Here is a 17542-nt window from a genome sequence, read left to right on the forward strand (position 1 = left end):
CACATACTGAAAATATGACCGCGTCACGGCAGGCGTCGGCGCTCCGCAGCGAGGTTCGGGACATCGCACTCGGAACCGCCGACCCGGTCGAGTTCCGGCACGCCGTCCTCGACACGATCCGGCGGCGTATCCACTACGACATCGGATGCATCGCTCTCGTCGATCCGGTGAGCATGTTGTTCACGTCCGTGACCATGCTCGGCGCCGACGCCCCGCCCGGTCGTGCCGCGAAGACGGTGGCACACATCGAGTACGGCACGTCGCGCTTCGCAAACACCTACCGCAAGCTCGCCCGGACGCGCACCGGTGTCCGGACGATCCGCGAGGCGATCGACTGCGACATCCGCGATTCCTTGCCCTACAGCGAGATCCTCGAACCGCAGGGAATGGACGACGAGGTGCGCCTCGTCTTCCGGGGCCGTGACGGGCGCGTCTGGGGCGGCGGCACTCTCATGCGCGCCCCCGGCCGACGCTTCGACGCCGACGATGTGGCAGCACTCGCAGGATGCGTGGGCGAGATCGGCGACGGACTGCGGTTGTCGTTGCTCCGCGAATCCCCTCGACTCGCGGCGGACGCATCACCCGGCGGTTCCGGTCCCTCGGTCGTGGTGGTGGGCGCGGACAACGAGATCGAATCGGCTACTCCGCAGGCGGTGGAGTATCTCGAGCGACTCGGTGCCGAAGGCGCCTTCATGCTCCCGGCCGTAGTGGTCGCCGTCCGTTTCCGCTACGAAGGGGCCGCCGCGCGCGTCGTCCGTGTCCGTACGGAGGACGGTCAGTGGCTCGTCCTGCGGGCCGGGTCGCTGGACGGCCGAGGAGAATCGGCCCGGATCGTCGTCGCGATCGAACCCGCGCAGCCCGGTCATCTCGTGGCTCTGATCGCCGCCCTTCACGGTCTCACCGAACGGGAGACCGATGTCCTCGCCCGCGTTCTTGCGGGAGAGACACGCACCGAGATCGCGCGTGGACTGTTCGTCAGCCTGTACACCGTGCAGGACCACCTGAAGAGCATCTATGCGAAGACGGGCGTGAACAGTCGGCAGGAACTCGTCGCACGACTGTTCTTCACGCACTGCCTCCCCCGGGTCGGTACGGAGATCGGGCCGGACGGGTGGTTCGTCGAGAAACCGGCGCCGACGAGCGTCCCGGTCGGTGCACATCGGAAGAGGTGAGCCGTGGCACGCATCCTGATCGTCACACTGGAAGGCGGGGGGAACTACCCGCCCGAAGCAGCGCTCGGATGCGAGTTGCACCGCCGCGGACATCACGTTCGGGTTCTCGGTCACGAATCGCAACGGAAGGTCGCGGAGGATGCCTGCCTCGTCTTCTGCGGCTACCGGCACTCGCCGACCTGGACCCCGCACGTAGAACTGAGCACCCCGAAAGTGCTGACCATGGCCTACGCCATGATGACCGACTCCGCCGTCGCACGGGATGTGGAGGACGAGATCGCCGGGGAGCCGACCGATCTGGTGATCGTCGATTGCATGCTGTTCAACGCCCAGGACGCTGCGGCGCGCACCGGGGTGCCGTACGTGGTGCTGTTCCATTCCTTCTTCGCCGCATTCGACGGCGCCTTCCGGCACGGACCGTTCGGGATCGGTTCGCGACTACGCGGCCTGGGTCCGAAGCGACTGTGGGAACAGGCCGACATGCGACTCGTGTGCTCGGACCGAGTGCTCGACCCGGCCGCGCGACGGCGCACGGACGGCTCGCTGACCTGGACCGGTGCGATCCACGACGCGAAGGCCGCGGCGGTCGGTCGAACACCGCCGCGCGTGCTGGTCAGTCTGAGCACCGCCGGCTTCCCGGGTCAGCGCCGCACTTACCAGAACATCTTCGACGCCGCCGCGGAGATGGACGCGGAGTTCGTCGTCACGACCGGGCCGGCGATCGACCCTACCGGGTTGCGCGTACCGCCCAATGCGACCGTCCGTCGGTACATCCCGCACCACGAGCTGATGCGGACCTGTTCGGCGGTCGTCGGGCACGGCGGGCACGCGACGGCCTTCCGGGCTCTCGCACACGGACTTCCGATACTGATCATGCCCATGTCGGCGGTGACGGATCAGGCGATCATCGGTCGTGAGGTCGCGAAGGCGGGGGCTGGAATCCGCCTGCGGAAGACCGCCTCGCCCGAGCAGATACGCGCGGCCTTGGAGAGGCTGCTGACCGACGACGGTTATCGCACGGCGGCAGCAGAACTCGGCGCCCGTCTCCGAACCGTCGACGGTGCATCGGCTGCGGCCGACCGGGTGTTGACGCTCGTCGAACACTGACGAACACGCGAAGGACCGGCACCTGTCCGGTGGTGCCGGTCCTTCACATCACCCTTCGACCGCATCTCCCTCCTCCAGAAGCTGTTTCGCGTGTTCGAGGTTGTTCCGCACATCGCGCGCGTACAGTTTCTCCACGACCGGCTGGGTGAACTTGCCGAAGAGGTTCCCGACGTCCTCGGTGTCCTGGTGGAAGGTGACGCGGGTTCCCGTCTCCACCGACTCGAAGCGATAGACGGTCTCGTACCGGATCGGGCTCTTCACGCTGCGGCGGTGCTGGGCTCTGCCGGGCTCGACGCGGGCCAGTTCCTCGGTGAGTTCGATTCGCCGTCCGGCAACCTTGACGGTGGCGCGCGAGACGGATCCCTCCTTGCCGCCCTCACCCGAGATACGGGGACTGTTCCTGCTGTACCGCAATGGTTCTCATGGAGGTGCGCGTCAGGATGCCTGGCGCGGGACCATTCCTCCGAGGGCGATGTCGTATTCCTGCGCCTGCTCGTCGAATCCGACGCTGTAGGCGGTGGGATACCAGGCCGAGTGCTGATAGGCGGCCGGCAACTTGATCTGTTCGCGGATGGTGGGACGGGTCAGCAGCCACTCCCGCGTGATCATGGGCTCCATGAAGGTGTAGTCGCCGTCCCACGAACCGTTGACGAACGTCTCGGTGAAGTCGTAGACGCCCGGAACCATTTTTTCCGCGATGTCGAGCCAGTGCACACCCATGAACGGCACCGCGAGTTGCGATGCGAGCATCCCCGGCGGGGTCACGTAGTCGCCGGGCATGTACTTCGGGTCCGGGAGTCGTTCCGCGCGAGCGGCGTAATCCGGTGCGGTCGGGTCGATTGCTTCGATCGCCGCCATGTCGGTCATATAGAAGTGCATGTCGAAATGGGGCTTCCCGAACAGCACGGTCGGATCGTGTCCGCGCGGGTTCCAGTTCAGCATGACGTGGTCGAACACCGTGTCGGATGCCTGAACGGGCAGGTGCAGCATGTACATCTCGTCGGCATCGGGCAGTCCGTCGAGGGCCGCCGGCGAGAAGCGGATACCGACGGCGGTCGGGGCCCCGTTCGCATCGACGGTGGCGTACGCACGCGCGGTTCCGTCACCGACGCTCACGGCCTGACCGAAGTGCAGGTGGGCATGTGTGGGCACCGCCGACGCCACGCCGCCGACCGCCACGGCGACGCACGCGGCGAGGAGCACTGCGATGGAACGAGATGATCGATGTTTCTTCATGGTGATATCCGATCGCCGAGGGTTCTCGGTGAACCTCTCCATTCCGTGGGTCCAGTCTCGACCGGTGTTCGTCACCCCGGCCATCCCTCATTCGGGGGATTTCGCCGAGCGATCCGACAGAAGAACCCGTCGTCACAGCGTCGCGGCATATACTCGCCGGACTGCAGACAGACGTCACGATCCGCGGAGAACAGGGAGCGGCCCTTGAGTATTCGCAACCTTCGCGTCGCGGTGGTCGGTGGGGGCATCATCGGTGCCGCGACCGCCCGGCGACTCGCCCTCACGGACGCCGACGTCACGCTGTTCGAGAAGGAGGACCGGCTCGCCGCGCATCAGACGGGGCACAACAGCGGTGTCGTCCACGCCGGCCTCTACTACACACCCGGCAGCCTCAAGGCCCGGTTGTGCAGGCGTGGGGTGGAGTTGTTGCAGACGTTCACCACGGACAAGGGCCTGCCCTACGACGAGTGCGGCAAGGTCGTCGTCGCCCTCGACGAATCGGACCTCGGCCGGCTCGACGCGATCTTCTCGCGGGCCACGGCGAACGGGGTCCCCGGCATCAGACGCATCGGCGGCGGCGAGATCACCGCGATCGAACCGCACGCCGTCGGGATCGCGGCCCTGCACTCCCCGCACACGGCGATCATCGATTTCGTCGCCGTCACCCGCGCGCTCGCGGACGACGTCGTCGCCGCGGGCGGCACGGTGCGGACCGGTACCGCCGTGACGGCGATCCGTGAGGCGGGCGAGCAGGTCGTCGTCGACATCCCGGGCGATCAACTGGCCTTCGACCTGGTGATCACGTGCGCGGGACTGCAGTCCGACCGCCTCGCCCACACCTCGGGTGACACCCGCGACCCGCGGATCGTCCCGTTCCTCGGCGACTATCTGCTACTCGAACCCGACGCGGCGGCGAAGGTGCGCGGGTTGATCTATCCGGTGCCCGATCCCCGCTATCCGTTCCTCGGTGTGCATCTCACCCGGCGGATAGACGGTGAGGTGATGGTGGGACCCAACGCCTTCCTCTCCCCCGGCCGCGAGGCCTATCGCGGCGGGCGCGGATCGTGGCGGGATCTGCGCGATGCCGTCGCCTGGCCCGGTTTCTGGCGGTTCGCCGCCCACAACCTGCCCGCAGCGGGCCGGGAACTGCGCACCGCGAGCAGCACTCGGCGGTTCGTCGCCGATGCGGCCGCGTACATGCCCGGGCTGACCGTCGACGACGTGCGGCCGGGTCCGCGCGGCATCCGCGCCCAGGCGATGAACTCCGACGGAGGTCTCGAGGACGACTTCGTCGTCACCGGGCACGGACGGGTCGTGCACCTGCGCAACGCCCCGTCGCCCGGGGCCACCTCGTCGATGGCGATCGCGGAGTATCTCGTCGACCACGCACTCGAACGCATCGCCTGATCGGGTCACCCGGCGGCGGACGTCATGGTTCGCGGTGACCGGTTCCGGGCATGCTGCATGGGAAACACTTCATCGTCAGGAGGTCTCCATGGCACGAATCGCACTCTTCGGAGGACACGGCAAGGTCGCGTTGCATCTCGAGCGGCTGCTGGCCGATGCCGGTCACGAGACCAGCGCATTCATCCGCAATCCCGATCACGCCGACGATGTCCGCGCTGCCGGTGGCACGCCCGTCGTCGCCGACGTCGAGAAGATGGACATCGCCGAGATCACCGAGCTGCTGCGCGGCCACGACGCGGTGGTCTGGTCTGCAGGCGCGGGCGGAGGGAATCCCGAACGCACCTACGCGGTGGACCGCGACGCGGCGATCGCCTCGATGACCGCCGCGCAGGAGGCCGGGGTCCGCCGGTACGTGATGGTGTCGTACTTCGGGGCCCGCCCCGACCACGGCGTCCCCGAGGACAACAGCTTCTATGCCTATGCCGAGGCCAAGTCGGCCGCAGACACCCATCTGCGGGGTACCGACCTCGACTGGACGATCCTCGGTCCGAGCGCGTTGACCCTCGACCCGCCCACCGGCCGCATCGAGATCGAGGGGCACGGGGCGAGCGACAAGGGGCAGGTCTCGCGCGCCGACGTCGCGGCCGTCGCCGCAGCGGTGCTCGAGCGACCGGAGACGGTGGGACGCACCATCGAGTTCAACAACGGTGACGTCCCGATCGACGAGGCACTCGACGCGCTGCGGTAATCCCCGTACGTCGGAAGTCGTACGCGGATCACGATCACGGGTGGACGCTTGCGGAGCCCACCGCTCCTAACGTCGATCCCATGACCGCACTCCGAGTCACGAACTCCCGAAGCGACACCCTCCGAACCGTGGTGAGCGCGGCCTATTCCTGGGTCGCGCTCATCGCGTTCGGGGGAATCCTCGCCGAAACGATCATTCTGTATCCCAACATCTTCCACGCTCCGCCGGACTCTCTCGATCTGGCCGTCCGGTTCTTCTCGCAGACCGGTCCCGCCGATTTCTTCCCGCCGATGGGAGCACTCACGGTCGCTCTCGGTCTCGCCGCCCTCATCGTCGTACGCCGGGACCGGGCGGCGCGCAGGTGGGTTCTCGCGAGCCTGACCGTCCTGCTCCTGGGCGAGTTCGCGTTCTCCGCGCTGTACTTCTGGCCGCGCAACACCATCATGTTCGACGAGGGCATCGCGGTGCACTCGGCGGAGACACTGCGTCGCGTGGCCACGGAGTTCGTGACCGGCCACCGTGTGCGGCTCGCGATGAGTGCACTCACCGCGACACTCGCGTTCGGCGCCCTGCGTCGCGTGCTGATCTCGTCTGCACTCGCTCGTGCCGCACGGGAGCAGGCCGCACACGATGTTCGAATGCCGCCCGCGCCGTCCGCGCGGTAACGTCGCCGACGTGTGGTGGTCCGCTCGCGGCCCCGGCGGCACCGGAAGCCGGGCCCGCACGATCGATGTGCTCCTCGCGGCTGTGGTCCTTGCCGTTCTCGTCGGGGCGATCGTCGCGGATCTCGGGAGCGACAGCTCGGGACCGACGGCACTCGCCTACGTCTTTGCTGCACTCGTCGCCGGCGCGGTCCTCGTACGCCGGACTCACCCGGTGGGCGTATTGCTCTTCACGGCCGTCGCGCTCGTCGTGTACTACAGCCTGTCGCTGCCGCCGATCGGTCTCGCCGTTCCGCTGGCGGTGGCGTTGTACTCGGCTGCCGAGCGGGCACATCTGCGCTGGGCTGTGACCGTGGCCGTCACGTTGGCGGTGTTGTCGACCGGGGTGCGCTGGGCGCAGGGCGACGATCTCGCGTACCTCTTCGGCTTCGAGGTGGGAGGGCAGATCGGACTGATGGCCGCGGTCATCGCCCTGGGCGACAGTGTCCGGTCGCGACGCGCTCTGCGAGCGGAGATGGTCCGGCGGGAACGGGCAGCACAGCTCGAACGCGAGCACGAAACCGCCCGGCGGGTCGAGCGGGAACGGGTGCAGATCGCCCGCGACCTCCACGACCTGCTCGCGCACACCGTCTCGGTCATCTCGTTGCACGCCGGCGTCGCGACGGAAGCGATCGAGGACGATCCGCCGCTCGCTCGCCGGTCGCTCGCCGCGGTACGCACCGGTTGTTCGCGTGCGGTGGAGGAACTCCACGCCACGGTCGAGGCCCTCCGCTCCCCTGACGATTCCCGCCGCGCCCCGACACCGTCGCTCGCGCAGCTGCCCCGTCTCGTCGACACGGTGCGCGCCGCGGGACTCGACATGCGCATCGACCGCGACGGAACGACCGACGACCTTCCATCGGTTGTGGCCGCGACTGCCTATCGGGTGGTGCAGGAGGCGCTGAGCAACGTCCTACGACATGCCGATGCCTCGAAAGCGGTTGTGAGAATGACACTTCGGGACGATGTCCTCGTGGTGGCCGTAGAGGACGACGGTCGGGGTCCGAGCCAGGGCGCCTCGGCCGGCTGGGGGCTCGCCGGCATGCGCGAACGCGTCGGTCTGCTCGGCGGAACGATCGAGACGGGACGATCGGACGGTGGGGGTTTCCTCGTGTCGGCCCGGATCCCCACGGGAAGTCGATCGTGACAGGAGGTCGATCGTGATCAGGGTGGTGATCGTCGACGACCAGGCCCTCGTCCGGGAGGGGCTGCGGGCACTGCTCGGTCGCGCCGACGACATCGAGGTGGTGGGCGAAGCCGCCGACGGCAACGACGCCGTGAGAGTGGTCGAGCGTACGGAACCCGATGTGGTGCTCATGGACATCCGGATGCCGGGGACGGACGGGATCACAGCGACCCGCCGGATCCTCGGCGCCTCGCCGTCGACCCGGATACGGGTGGTGGTGCTGACGACCTTCGACAGCGACGACAACATTCTCGACGCGATCGGTGCAGGTGCGACCGGCTTTCTCGTGAAGGACTCGGCCCCCGAGGAACTGCGTACCGCCGTCCGCACCGTCGCGGCCGGCGAGACGATGCTCTCGCCGACGGTGACGCGCCGTGTCATGCAGGCGGCAGCGCGCAGTCCCCGGGTGCGAGGGACGGAGATGCTGAGTGTGCTCACCGAGCGCGAACGCGAGATCCTCGCCGAGGTCGGTCGGGGGCTGTCGAACGACGAGATCGGACGCGAGCTGTTCATCAGTCCCACGACAGTGCGTACCCATGTCACCCGTATTCTCGCGAAGCTCCAGGCGCGGGACCGGGCGAATCTCGTCGCGATCGCCTTCCGCACGGGATTGGTCCCGCCGACCGATCCCTGACAGGGGTCCGCCCCCGGTAGCAGGGGGCTACCGGGGACGGATGGTCGAGCGGTATCGGCGGTCAGGCCTGCGGGGCGAGTTCCTCCACGCGCAGCGGTGAGGTGTCCGCGGCGGCCGCGATGGCCTCCTCGAACTGCCGGCGGTCGATCTGCGAGCCGAGCACCAGCGCGAGTCGTGTCAGGAAGCCCTCGCGGTCGTCCTCGGCGGCCTGATCCAGGGCAGTCGACAGGCCGAGCCAGACGTTCTCGCGACGCTGGTCGTCCTCGGTGACCTGCTCGGCAGGCCGGGCCGGGAGTTCCGCGCCCGCCGGAGCGGCACCGGAGCGCAGGGATGCGGCGACACTGTCCAGGTCGGCGACCGGCACACGGCACAGCAGCAGACCGTCGGGGCGGACTACGAAGGCCTCACCGGCCGTCCGCCGAGTGCCTCGACGAGATCGGGCGAGTCGAGCAGCATCCGCAAACGGTTCTGGGTGTCCTCGCGGAAGTCGATGTCGGCGCGAGGGAGAGATAACACCCCACCGCCACCGGACCGACGATGTCGCCCGCCTCCGACCGCGCGTCGCTCTCGAGTTCGCTCGCGTGGTGCAGCAGCATCTTCGCCCGCTCGAGCACCGCGTGACCGGTCGGTGTGAGCTTGACGCCCTGGGCGCGCTGCCGGACGAGGAACTTGACCGCGAGGGCCTTCTGGTCGGTGATCGCAGACGAGAGCGAGTTGCCTCATCGTGTACGTGGGCACCGCGTCCGTCCTGGGCATGGTAGTCCCGAGTCGAGAGCGCTCACACGAACCGGAAGAGCGGCGGGATCGCGACGACCGCCAGTGCCGCCCACCCGCAGTAGACGGGCAGGTAGCGCATCTGCCACCGCTCGACCGCCGCGAAACCGGTGCGGCCCCGCAGGAACGAGATGCCGAGCCACGCCGCCCACACGAGGTTCACCAGGAGGACGAGGTTCAGACCGAGGGCGGTGACCTTGTTGGCGGTGAAGCCGAACTCGGCGATGCGGGTGGCCATCGCGGTGAGCATCAGCAGGTCGACGGCGAGCGCCGCGGCGATCAGCATCACCTGCAGCAGATCGAAGACGTCCGGTGCGGCGTGCGGGTCGCGGGCAGAGATCGAGTAGAGCAGAAGTCCGAGGACGAGCACGAGGATCAGGTCCATGAGGATCAGCAGGCCCCGGTCGACGTCGACGACGCTGTGGGACGCGATCACCGCGACGAACAGCGCGACCAGCATGAGGATCGTGACGGGCGTGAAGACCCGGGTGAGAACGGGAGCGATGTTCTCCACGACCTGCTGCTTCGCCTCGACGAGCCAGGCCGCGACGACGATCGCTCCGGCCGGCCCGAACGGGACGATCCACTGTTCGAAGAACGGTTCGATATCGATCCCCAGGGCGCTGAAGGCACCCGCGGTCAGCCCCATGAGCACGCCGCCGCCGAGCGCGAGCAGCGCCAGGTACACGGCGAACTCCCCGGTGAAGCGCACGAAGTCCATGCGACGGCGATGGGATCGCCACTGCCCTGCGACATAGGCCGCACCGACGACGAACCACAGGACCACCGGGGCGTGGATCGCCGCGATGATCTCGGTGGCGCCGCCCGGTTCGAACGGGAAGACGTTGAGCACGATCGCCACGAGGACGAACGGAACGGCAAGGAGCGCACTGCTCTTCGGACTCATCTGACGCTTCCACGCGAAATACAGCGTGAGGAAGGGCAGCATGAGCACGGCGGCGTTGCGCACCAGTGCGTTATCGGAGAGCCACTCGAATCCGGCCCGGACGGCCAGACCGGCACCGAGCGCGCAGGCGAGGACGACCGCGAGTTCCCTACGGCGACGCGGGGTTCCGTACTCCTCACCGCGACCGCCACCGGTGAGGACGAGCTGCTTCCACAGCCGGTCGGAGTGTTCCCGGGCGAACTCGCGGGAGACCTCGTCGAGACCACCCATCCGGCCGACCGCGACGAGGAATGCCTCGTCGGCCGTCAGTCCGACCGACACGAGGTCCGAGATCTGTTCCCGCAGATGATCTTCCATCTCGTCGATGTCCGAGGACGAGATGACCCGATGGTCGGCGACGTAGTTGCGCCAGCCGGCGATCCGGTCCTCGAGATGTGCGTCGAGTGTCATCACGACCACCCCGGCGCGACGGCGGGAGGCAACTGGGCCGACTGCCACACCTGGTGCAGGGCCTCGGCGACGACCGTCCACTGCGCCGCCCGTTCGGTGAGGACTTCCCGGCCCGCGTCGGTGATGGCGTAGTGCTTGCGGCGCCGCCCGTTGTCGGCGACACGCCAGGTGGCGGACACGTGCCCCGCCCGCTCGAGACGGTGCAGGAGGGGATAGAGCATCCCGTCGGTCCACTGCATCCGGCCCTGCGACAGCTCGTTGACGCGTTTGATGATCGCATACCCGTACGACTCGCCCTCGGCGAGGATGCCGAGCACGAGCGGGGTGGCGGACGCGGCCACCAAATCCTTCTCGATGAACATGTCGTCCTCATACCTAGAGGTTCTATGGATAACGGTGACCCTAGCAGATCTAGGTATGAGGACCGAGCGCTCTCCGCAAGGTGGTGCGGTGGCGTCTACTGCCGGTCGTCGGATCCGGCGGTTGTGGATTCGTCGGAGCCGGAGGCGGTCGATCCGGAATCCGCAGATCCCGAAGCGGCAGATCCCGAAGCGGCAGATTCCGAAGCCTCGGAGCGACTCCACGTCTCCGTCACCCGCGCACGGCCGCGTTCGAACACGTCTCCGATGACTCCCCCGACCGCCTTGAGCGGACTGCTCATCGAGTCCAGGGCCTCGGCGATCACCGGGTCCTCGTCGTCGAGCCAACCCGCCTCGTCGGCACGGCACGCCCACCGGAAGTCGTCGAAGTCCTGACGCAGACCCGCGAGCACCTTCGTCGTCCGTCCCGACGACAAGCGGCGTACGACCTCGATCGGGGTGCCCTCCGCGAACCGGGCGAGCGCGGCACGGGCGCGGCGCAGCAGTTCGGCGTCCTGCGTGAAGTGGTCGGCCAGGACCTGACGGGCGGAGGTCAGCGCGTCGCGCAGTTCGTCGTCGGGCGTGCGTGCCAGGCGCACGCGATGCCACAGGAACAGGCAGTCCTCGACGATCACGAGCAACTGCAGCGTCTCCCCCAGAGCCTCCTCCACCGCGACCTTCTGCAGCAGTTCGACGTGCTCACCCACCGCCGCGTCGAGTCCGAGATCGTCGAGCGACGAAGAGACGTGCCCGCGCAGACGCGTCACCGTCCGGGCGAGGACCTCACCGAGGTCGGCGATCGACTGCCAGTCCCGGTCGGGAAGACCGCCGGTGTGGTCGGCGATCGATGCCGCCCTGGTCAGAACATTATGGGTCGCGACGATGTCGCCGGCCGGCTCCGCCCCGGCCAGGTCGAGCACGCAGTCGACGGTTCCGGGCGCCGCATCGTCGCCTTCGAGACGCACGACGGCGGCCTCCACCGACGCGACTGCTCCCCGCAACGCCTCGAGGACCGCGTCGGGGGCGGTGGGGACTGCGGCGGTGGGTTTCGACGTGTCGGCCATACCCCAATCGTGCTACGTCGAAGGGCCGGATGCATCACGTCTTCCGGCTCAGTTCGGGACGCGCACCCACTTCCCGCTCAGTTCGGGACACGGACCCACGCCTGTTCGAGCAGGGCCACCACTTCGGTCTCCCTGCGGGCCCGGTAGGCCGACAGGATCCGGCGCGGGCGCGACTCCCCGTCGAGGCCGAGAGCGGACGCCAACGCCGACGCGATCCGCTCCTCGGGTACGGTTTCCGGTTCGGTGTGGCCGATGAGCGAGAGCGCCTTGCGCAGCGGTTCGGCGTTGTCGGCGACGGTGCGCAGCGGCAGGACGTCGAACCGGCCGTCGGTGCGGACCTCGAGCAGCAGCTCGTTGTCCTCCTCCACCCCGACGTCCTCGAGAAACCGGCGGATCGAGGACAGACGCGGCACCGGTCCCGTCCAGCGCAGGGTCTGGCCGCCCAGGCGGGACGGGAGCACCACATGCCCACCCGGTGCGCACCCGGCGATCGCGGCGACGGCGGACGGAACCGTGAACTCGGCTCCCCGCAGGTGGTCGCGGGTCGCGGGGATGCGCAGGCGCCAGGCCTCCCCCAGCCGGTAGAGGCGGCGTGTGCGCTCGGGCAGGGCGATCGGGACGTGCGAGCGGTGACGACGCCGGACACGGCCGTCGACGACCTCGAAATCCCCTCCGGCCGTGAACGTCCGGGCGGAATCCTCCGAGATGCCGAATCGGTCGACGAGCGCGGCGACCACCATGTCGCGATCGGCGCTTCCGCCGCGGGCATCGACCAGCCGTGCGATGCGGTTGCGGATGGCGGTGACCACGTCGACGTCCCACTCGGCCAGCGCCCAACGTTCACCGTCGGATGTGAAGCGCTCGTCGTCGGCGAGTTCGGAGACGAGGGTGTGGACGTCGGCATTGACCCCCATGCGCGCGACAAGCGTGTCGGCGGTCAGGGGGTCGCCGAGAACCTCGAGGACCTGAGCGGCACGTCCGGCGAGCCCGTCCGGCGGGGACAGTAAACGGCCTTCGAAGGTCGTCGTGCCGCAGTACCGGGTCCACGCCTCGAACTCGTCGTCGGGAAGCGACCACACGGCCTTCACGGCGGCGGGCTCGACCACACCGTTCGGTGATTCGAACTCCGAGAGCAGTCCGCGGGTCTGCTTCTCGGCGTCGGGCAGATCCGGTACCGCGATCCACCCGTCCGCGACCTCGAAACGGTCGTCGAGACGGTGCAACACCCGCCACAGGGGCACGTCGAAACCCTGGACGGTCCGGCCCAGCACCGGGTGGGTGCGCACCATCCGGTCGAAGGCCGCCACCGGCCGCACGTCGACGCGCAACGCCGCGAGCAGGTCGCCGACCGCCGTGCCGAATGGGAAGGTGGACGGCCCGGCCGGGTCGTCGACGCCGTCGTGGACGCGGCGCCGCAAGGCCGTGCGTTCCGCGTCGGGCAAGCCCTCGAGGTAGTCGGTGAGTTCGGCGATCGGATCGGCCGGCGCCGCCACCGGCAGGTCGCGGGCGGTGAGTGCCCGCAACCGGGCCGCGGCGTCCTGGATCTCCTCCGGCGCCCCGTCGTCGATCACGGCCAGCAGGAGAGGAGCATCGTCGCGGCCGCACACGCGACTCCACCGCGCCAGCGCCGCCAGGTCGTCGAGGAGCAGCGCCGCGGCGGGCACCCGCGCGGCACGCGGATCGGCTTCGAGGGTGGCCGGTTCGCGGAGCACCGTCGCGACGAGCGCGGCGCAGACGATCTCCTCCACCGCGTCGCGGTCGGCGCCGCGGATCCCGAGCAGATCGGCCGGACTGCGACTGAACAATTCGGCGGTGGTGGGTGCGTGCGGGAGGCGCGCGACGAGGGTCGCGGCGGCCGGACCGAGATCGAGTGCGGCCACGGGCACTTCGTCCTCACGCAGCAGACCGTCCGCGAAGCGCAGCTCCGGGTGGTCGGTGACGTAGATGTGGGCGAGTTCGGCGCACAGTTCGGGAATCTCGGTGTGCTCGCAGGTCTCGGCGGGCGACTCGTTCTCCCACCAGCGGGACGACGACACGAGTGCCCCGAGGGCGGCGGTGCGGGCCGATCCGTAGCGGTCGATCCACGGCATCAGATCCACCCAGCGACGACTGTCGAGTTCGTCCGACGACAAGGCACGAGACCACAGCGACACTGACCGATGCTCCTCTTCCACGCCCGGCGGAGGCCGCGGGCCCCCTCTCCGGCGTCGACGGCGCGCTCGTGCAGCGCGTCCACGCGAGGCGCCCTCGACCCGGACGCCGGTTCTCACCCTACAGTCCGAACGCCCCGTTTCCCGTCAGGTGAGGGCGGTGTCGACCGCTCAGGTGATCGCGAGGTCGACCGCTCAGGTGATCGCGAGGTCGACCGCTCAGGTGAGCGCGATGTCGGAGTCGTCACGCGCCTCCGGGCGCAGCCGCAGCAGGACGAGTCCCGTCACCGACGCGACGATGAGCGAGGCCACCAGCCCGTTCACGTGCAGCGCCCACACGGCGATCACCGCCCCGGCCAGTCCCCCCAGCAGAGCGATCCAGAGCAGTACTTTTCCCAGGACCGAAGCCATTTCCCCGCACCTTCCGGCAATTCACGATCAGAACGGTGAGGATAGTGTCATCTGTCACAGTCCTCGCGAAAGTCCATCGGTGTGTCGACGGATCGTGCCCGCACGGTGACCGGGGCATACTGGTGCGGTTCGAGACGGTGGGGTCGGCAGGAACACGACGGGGAGGCGGAAACAGTGGCGGAACCGACGAGTGACCGAGCATGCACGGACGTGATCCTGCGCGACGTGACGCTGCGCGACGGACTGCAGCTGACCGGCAAACTGCTCCCCACCGAACGCAAGGTGGAGATCGTCCGGGCGCTGCTCGCCGCGGGCGTGCCCGAACTCGAGATCGGGTCCCTGGCCCGCGCCGACCTCGTGCCGCCGATGGCGAACACCCTCGACCTCGTCGCAGCGCTGACCGAGGAGGAACTCGACCGCTGCTGGATTTGGGTCGCCACGCCGCGCCACGTCGAGAAGGCGATCGCGGCCGGTGCCCGACGGTTCCAGTACTGCTTCTCGGTCTCCGACGCCCATAACCGCGCCAACATCGGCCGCGACACCGCGGACAGCATCGCCGCGATGCCGGCGGCGATCGAACGCGCCCACGCCGTCGGCGGCGGTATCCAGTTGTGCCTGGCCACGGCGTTCACGTGCCCGTTCGACGGGCCGGTCGATCCCGACCGGGTCGTGGAGATCGCATGCGATCCGCGCACCGACGGGGCCGCCGACATCGTCGTCGCCGACACCCTGGGCCAGGCCGTGCCCGGCCAGGTGTCGTCGCTGGTCGCGCGCCTGGCCGCCGAATCCCCCGACCGACGGATCGTCTACCACGGTCACGACACGTGGGGTCTCGGTGTCGCCAACAGCCTCGCCGCGATCGACGCCGGGGCGACCGTCGTCGACGGCGCACTCGCCGGCCTGGGCGGGTGCCCGTTCGCACCGGGTGCGAGCGGCAACACCGCGAGCGAGGACCTGCTGTTCGCGACCCGCCCGTCGTGGCTGGACCCGGAGGTCTTCGGCGCCCTGGTCCGGCTCGGCGAGGACATCGTCGCCGAACTGGACGAACCGAACCGGTCGCGTGCCCGGCAGGGCGCCCGCTCCGAGGCCGAGGCCTTCGACTGGGCCCTCCGGTGACCCGCATCCTGATCGCCCCCGACAGCTTCAAGGGCACCTACACCGCCGTCGAGGTCGCCGACGCGATCGCCTCCGGTGTGGAGAGCGCCGGGCACACCGCGATCCGGATGCCCGTCGCGGACGGCGGCGAGGGCACTCTCGACGCGCTCGCCGGGCCGCTCGGTCTCGTCCGGATCGAGGTCGAGGCCGTGAACCCGTGGCGCGCACCGTGCCGCGGACTGCTGGGGATGTCGCCGGACGGCACGGCCGTCGTCGAACTCGCGACGGCGAGCGGCATCACCACTCCGCACGACGGTCCGCGCGACGCCGTCACCGCCGACACCTACGGCACCGGGATGGTCATGGCCGAAGCCGTCCGGCGCGGAGCACGGCACATCGTCGTCGCGGCCGGTGGGTCGGCGACGACCGACGGGGGCGCAGGTGCGATCGCCGCGATCGACGAGCGGGGTGGGCTCGACGACGCCCGCGTCACCGTGCTGTCCGACGTGACGACCCGCTACACCGATGCGGCACGGATCTTCGGGCCGCAGAAGGGCGCCGATACGGCAGCCGTCGCGCTGCTCACGCGCCGCCTCGAAGAGAGGGCGCTGACCCTCCCCCGCGACCCGCGGGAGGTCGACGGCTCCGGAGCGGCCGGGGGTTTCTCCGGTGGGATGTGGTCGCGGTTCGGTGCAGAACTGCGGTCGGGAGCCGACTTCGTGCTCGACGCAGTGGAATTCGACGACGCCGTGCGCACCGCCGATCTCGTGGTGGTCGGCGAGGGACGGCTCGACGGCCAGTCGCGGGCGGGCAAGATCGTCTCGGCGATCCTCGCGCGCTGCAGCGACGTTCCGGTGGTCGCGGTGGTCGGTTCGGTCGGCGACGACCTCGGCGACTACCGCGAGCGGTTCGCCGATGTCGTCGTCGCATCCGATGCGGAATCGCTGACGCGCGCCGGTCGGACACTGCGCACCTGAGAGATGTACCTTTCGGCACTGCGCACCTGAGAGATGCGCCTTTCGGCACTGCGCACCTGAGAAATGCGCCCGATCACCGGCCGATCACGGAGCGGTGGGAGGTGCGCTGCCGCAGGGAATCTCGGTGGGCGTCTCGGGCGTCGGCACCGGGTCGACCGGATCGGACGCGTGGGCCGGCCACGATGCCGGTCGCGCCTCGGAGCACGGGTCGGCGACGGGTGCGCGATCGGGCGACGGCACCGGCGACGGCGGCGGCGCCACGGCCGTCTGCAGTCCGGGCGCGGAGCGTTCCGCCTGCACGCCGCTGCTCACCGCGACGGCCAGTCCCCCACCCAGCAGGGCGACGAGCGCGACGAGCATGGCCGGCAGGACGGTGCCGCGACGACGGTTCGTGGGCGCGGCGACGACCGTCGGGGAACGGCGGGCGGCTGCGACGAGCGCGGCACCGGTCGCGCGATGCCAGGGCACCCCGTGCGGAGTCACGAAGGGAACACCGAGGACGGTGGCGAGTTCTCGTGCCGGACGGGCGTCGCCGGGACGCAGATCGAGGAAGACCACCGCGTCGGGCGAGGTGCCTGCGCGGGCGACCGCTTCGTCCATCGCCTCGGGCAGGGACTGCGTGTAGGGACCGAACTCGTCGCCGTCGGGACTCACCGTGGACAGCACCGTGCGCGAGGGGACGTCGACCATCGATGCGGATTCGACGCCGTAGGTACGGGTGTGCAGGGCCAGGACCGGCAGTTCCGCGAGTTCGGGTGCTCCGGCGAGGAAGGCCAGTCGCGCGTCGTCGAGCAGGACCGTGTCGACGTCGATACCGAGCACGGCTCGCACCGCCTCGGTGACCGGTTCGGCGTCCTCGTCGTTCTCGGGACCGGTCACCACCGCGGCCGCGGACAGGGTCAGCGACGCCGCGGCGGCACGTTCCGCCATGGCGGAGGCGGCAGCGGCAGCGGCCTCCGCCGGCGTGTCCCCGGGTGCGCCGAAGCCTCGCTGGGAGTCGAACGGACCGAGACTCGGAACGTCGGCATCGACGAGGACCGCGCACACTTCACCGTCGTCGACGGAGATGCCGAGCATCGGGCGCATCTGTTCGTCCCTCCACGGCTGCCAGCACGAATCACGACGGCCCGAGCGGCCGTCGCTCGGACGAGCCTAGCCGACTAC

Annotated in this window: 17 protein-coding genes and 1 pseudogene; 9 read left to right on the forward strand and 9 right to left on the reverse strand. The window is 69.4% G+C overall.

Features of this window, described 5'->3' with window-relative positions:
• Positions 1–14 precede the first annotated feature (14 nt).
• Both QR64_RS16365 and QR64_RS16370 read left to right on the forward strand, forming a co-directional pair.
• Complete coding sequence (locus tag QR64_RS16365) at positions 15–1172, forward strand: helix-turn-helix transcriptional regulator (RefSeq protein WP_039586250.1); 1158 nt, start codon at positions 15–17, stop codon at positions 1170–1172.
• Positions 1173–1175: 3 nt separating this feature from the next.
• Positions 1176–2279, forward strand: coding sequence for a glycosyltransferase (locus tag QR64_RS16370; RefSeq protein WP_039586251.1), 1104 nt, complete (start codon positions 1176–1178; stop codon positions 2277–2279).
• 48 nt (positions 2280–2327) lie between these two features.
• Here QR64_RS16370 and QR64_RS16375 read toward each other — a convergent pair whose 3' ends face one another.
• Both QR64_RS16375 and QR64_RS16380 read right to left on the reverse strand, forming a co-directional pair.
• The gene (locus tag QR64_RS16375) at positions 2328–2693 is read right to left on the reverse strand and encodes an SRPBCC family protein (RefSeq protein ID WP_039586252.1); all 366 of its coding nucleotides are present in this window, start codon (positions 2691–2693) and stop codon (positions 2328–2330) included.
• Between the two features lie 21 nt (positions 2694–2714).
• Complete coding sequence (locus QR64_RS16380) at positions 2715–3515, reverse strand: DUF5602 domain-containing protein (RefSeq protein WP_039586408.1); 801 nt, start codon at positions 3513–3515, stop codon at positions 2715–2717.
• Positions 3516–3725: 210 nt separating this feature from the next.
• On the opposite strand from QR64_RS16380, the gene lhgO reads away from it, so the two are divergent.
• The 5 genes from lhgO to QR64_RS16405 all read left to right on the forward strand — a co-directional run bounded on the left by lhgO (position 3726) and on the right by QR64_RS16405 (position 8191).
• Complete coding sequence (lhgO, locus tag QR64_RS16385; protein WP_039586409.1) at positions 3726–4922, forward strand: L-2-hydroxyglutarate oxidase; 1197 nt, start codon at positions 3726–3728, stop codon at positions 4920–4922.
• 88 nt (positions 4923–5010) lie between these two features.
• Entirely contained in the window at positions 5011–5670 is a 660-nt protein-coding gene (locus QR64_RS16390) for an SDR family oxidoreductase (protein ID WP_006553946.1), read from the forward strand.
• A gap of 80 nt (positions 5671–5750) precedes the next feature.
• On the forward strand, positions 5751–6335 hold the full coding sequence (locus tag QR64_RS16395) for a DUF1772 domain-containing protein (protein ID WP_006553945.1): 585 nt from the start codon (positions 5751–5753) through the stop codon (positions 6333–6335).
• A gap of 10 nt (positions 6336–6345) precedes the next feature.
• Positions 6346–7518, forward strand: a complete 1173-nt coding sequence (locus QR64_RS16400) for a sensor histidine kinase (RefSeq protein WP_161793634.1) — start codon at positions 6346–6348, stop codon at positions 7516–7518.
• 13 nt (positions 7519–7531) lie between these two features.
• Positions 7532–8191, forward strand: a complete 660-nt coding sequence (locus QR64_RS16405) for a response regulator (protein WP_039586254.1) — start codon at positions 7532–7534, stop codon at positions 8189–8191.
• A 61-nt stretch (positions 8192–8252) separates the two neighbouring features.
• On the opposite strand, the pseudogene QR64_RS16410 reads toward QR64_RS16405, so the two are convergent.
• The 6 genes and pseudogenes from QR64_RS16410 to QR64_RS16435 form a co-directional block, all read right to left on the reverse strand.
• Positions 8253–8644, reverse strand: a pseudogene (locus QR64_RS16410) (aromatic ring hydroxylase); the annotation flags it as partial.
• Positions 8645–8969: 325 nt separating this feature from the next.
• On the reverse strand, positions 8970–10322 hold the full coding sequence (locus QR64_RS16415; protein ID WP_039586412.1) for a permease prefix domain 1-containing protein: 1353 nt from the start codon (positions 10320–10322) through the stop codon (positions 8970–8972).
• The gene (locus QR64_RS16420; protein ID WP_024103494.1) at positions 10322–10684 is read right to left on the reverse strand and encodes a PadR family transcriptional regulator; all 363 of its coding nucleotides are present in this window, start codon (positions 10682–10684) and stop codon (positions 10322–10324) included. Before QR64_RS16420 ends, QR64_RS16415 begins: the two co-directional genes overlap by 1 nt.
• 95 nt (positions 10685–10779) lie before the next feature.
• Complete coding sequence (locus tag QR64_RS16425; RefSeq protein ID WP_039586257.1) at positions 10780–11745, reverse strand: hypothetical protein; 966 nt, start codon at positions 11743–11745, stop codon at positions 10780–10782.
• Between the two features lie 77 nt (positions 11746–11822).
• Positions 11823–13898, reverse strand: a complete 2076-nt coding sequence (locus QR64_RS16430) for a hypothetical protein (RefSeq protein ID WP_006553938.1) — start codon at positions 13896–13898, stop codon at positions 11823–11825.
• 216 nt (positions 13899–14114) lie between these two features.
• Positions 14115–14306, reverse strand: coding sequence for a hypothetical protein (locus QR64_RS16435; protein WP_006553937.1), 192 nt, complete (start codon positions 14304–14306; stop codon positions 14115–14117).
• 210 nt (positions 14307–14516) lie between these two features.
• Here QR64_RS16435 and QR64_RS16440 point away from each other — a divergent pair, with 210 nt between their 5' ends.
• Complete coding sequence (locus QR64_RS16440) at positions 14517–15422, forward strand: hydroxymethylglutaryl-CoA lyase (RefSeq protein WP_006553936.1); 906 nt, start codon at positions 14517–14519, stop codon at positions 15420–15422.
• On the forward strand, positions 15419–16378 hold the full coding sequence (locus tag QR64_RS16445) for a glycerate kinase (RefSeq protein ID WP_039586259.1): 960 nt from the start codon (positions 15419–15421) through the stop codon (positions 16376–16378). The genes QR64_RS16440 and QR64_RS16445 overlap by 4 nt, the downstream gene beginning before the upstream one ends.
• A gap of 84 nt (positions 16379–16462) precedes the next feature.
• On the opposite strand, the gene QR64_RS16450 is transcribed toward QR64_RS16445, so the two are convergent.
• A complete protein-coding gene (locus QR64_RS16450; protein WP_039586261.1) occupies positions 16463–17464 on the reverse strand; it encodes a hypothetical protein in 1002 nt (333 codons plus the stop codon).
• Positions 17465–17542: the final 78 nt, after the last annotated feature.

Source organism: Rhodococcus sp. Chr-9, from assembly GCF_000801125.1.
Lineage (GTDB): Bacteria > Actinomycetota > Actinomycetes > Mycobacteriales > Mycobacteriaceae > Rhodococcus > Rhodococcus pyridinivorans.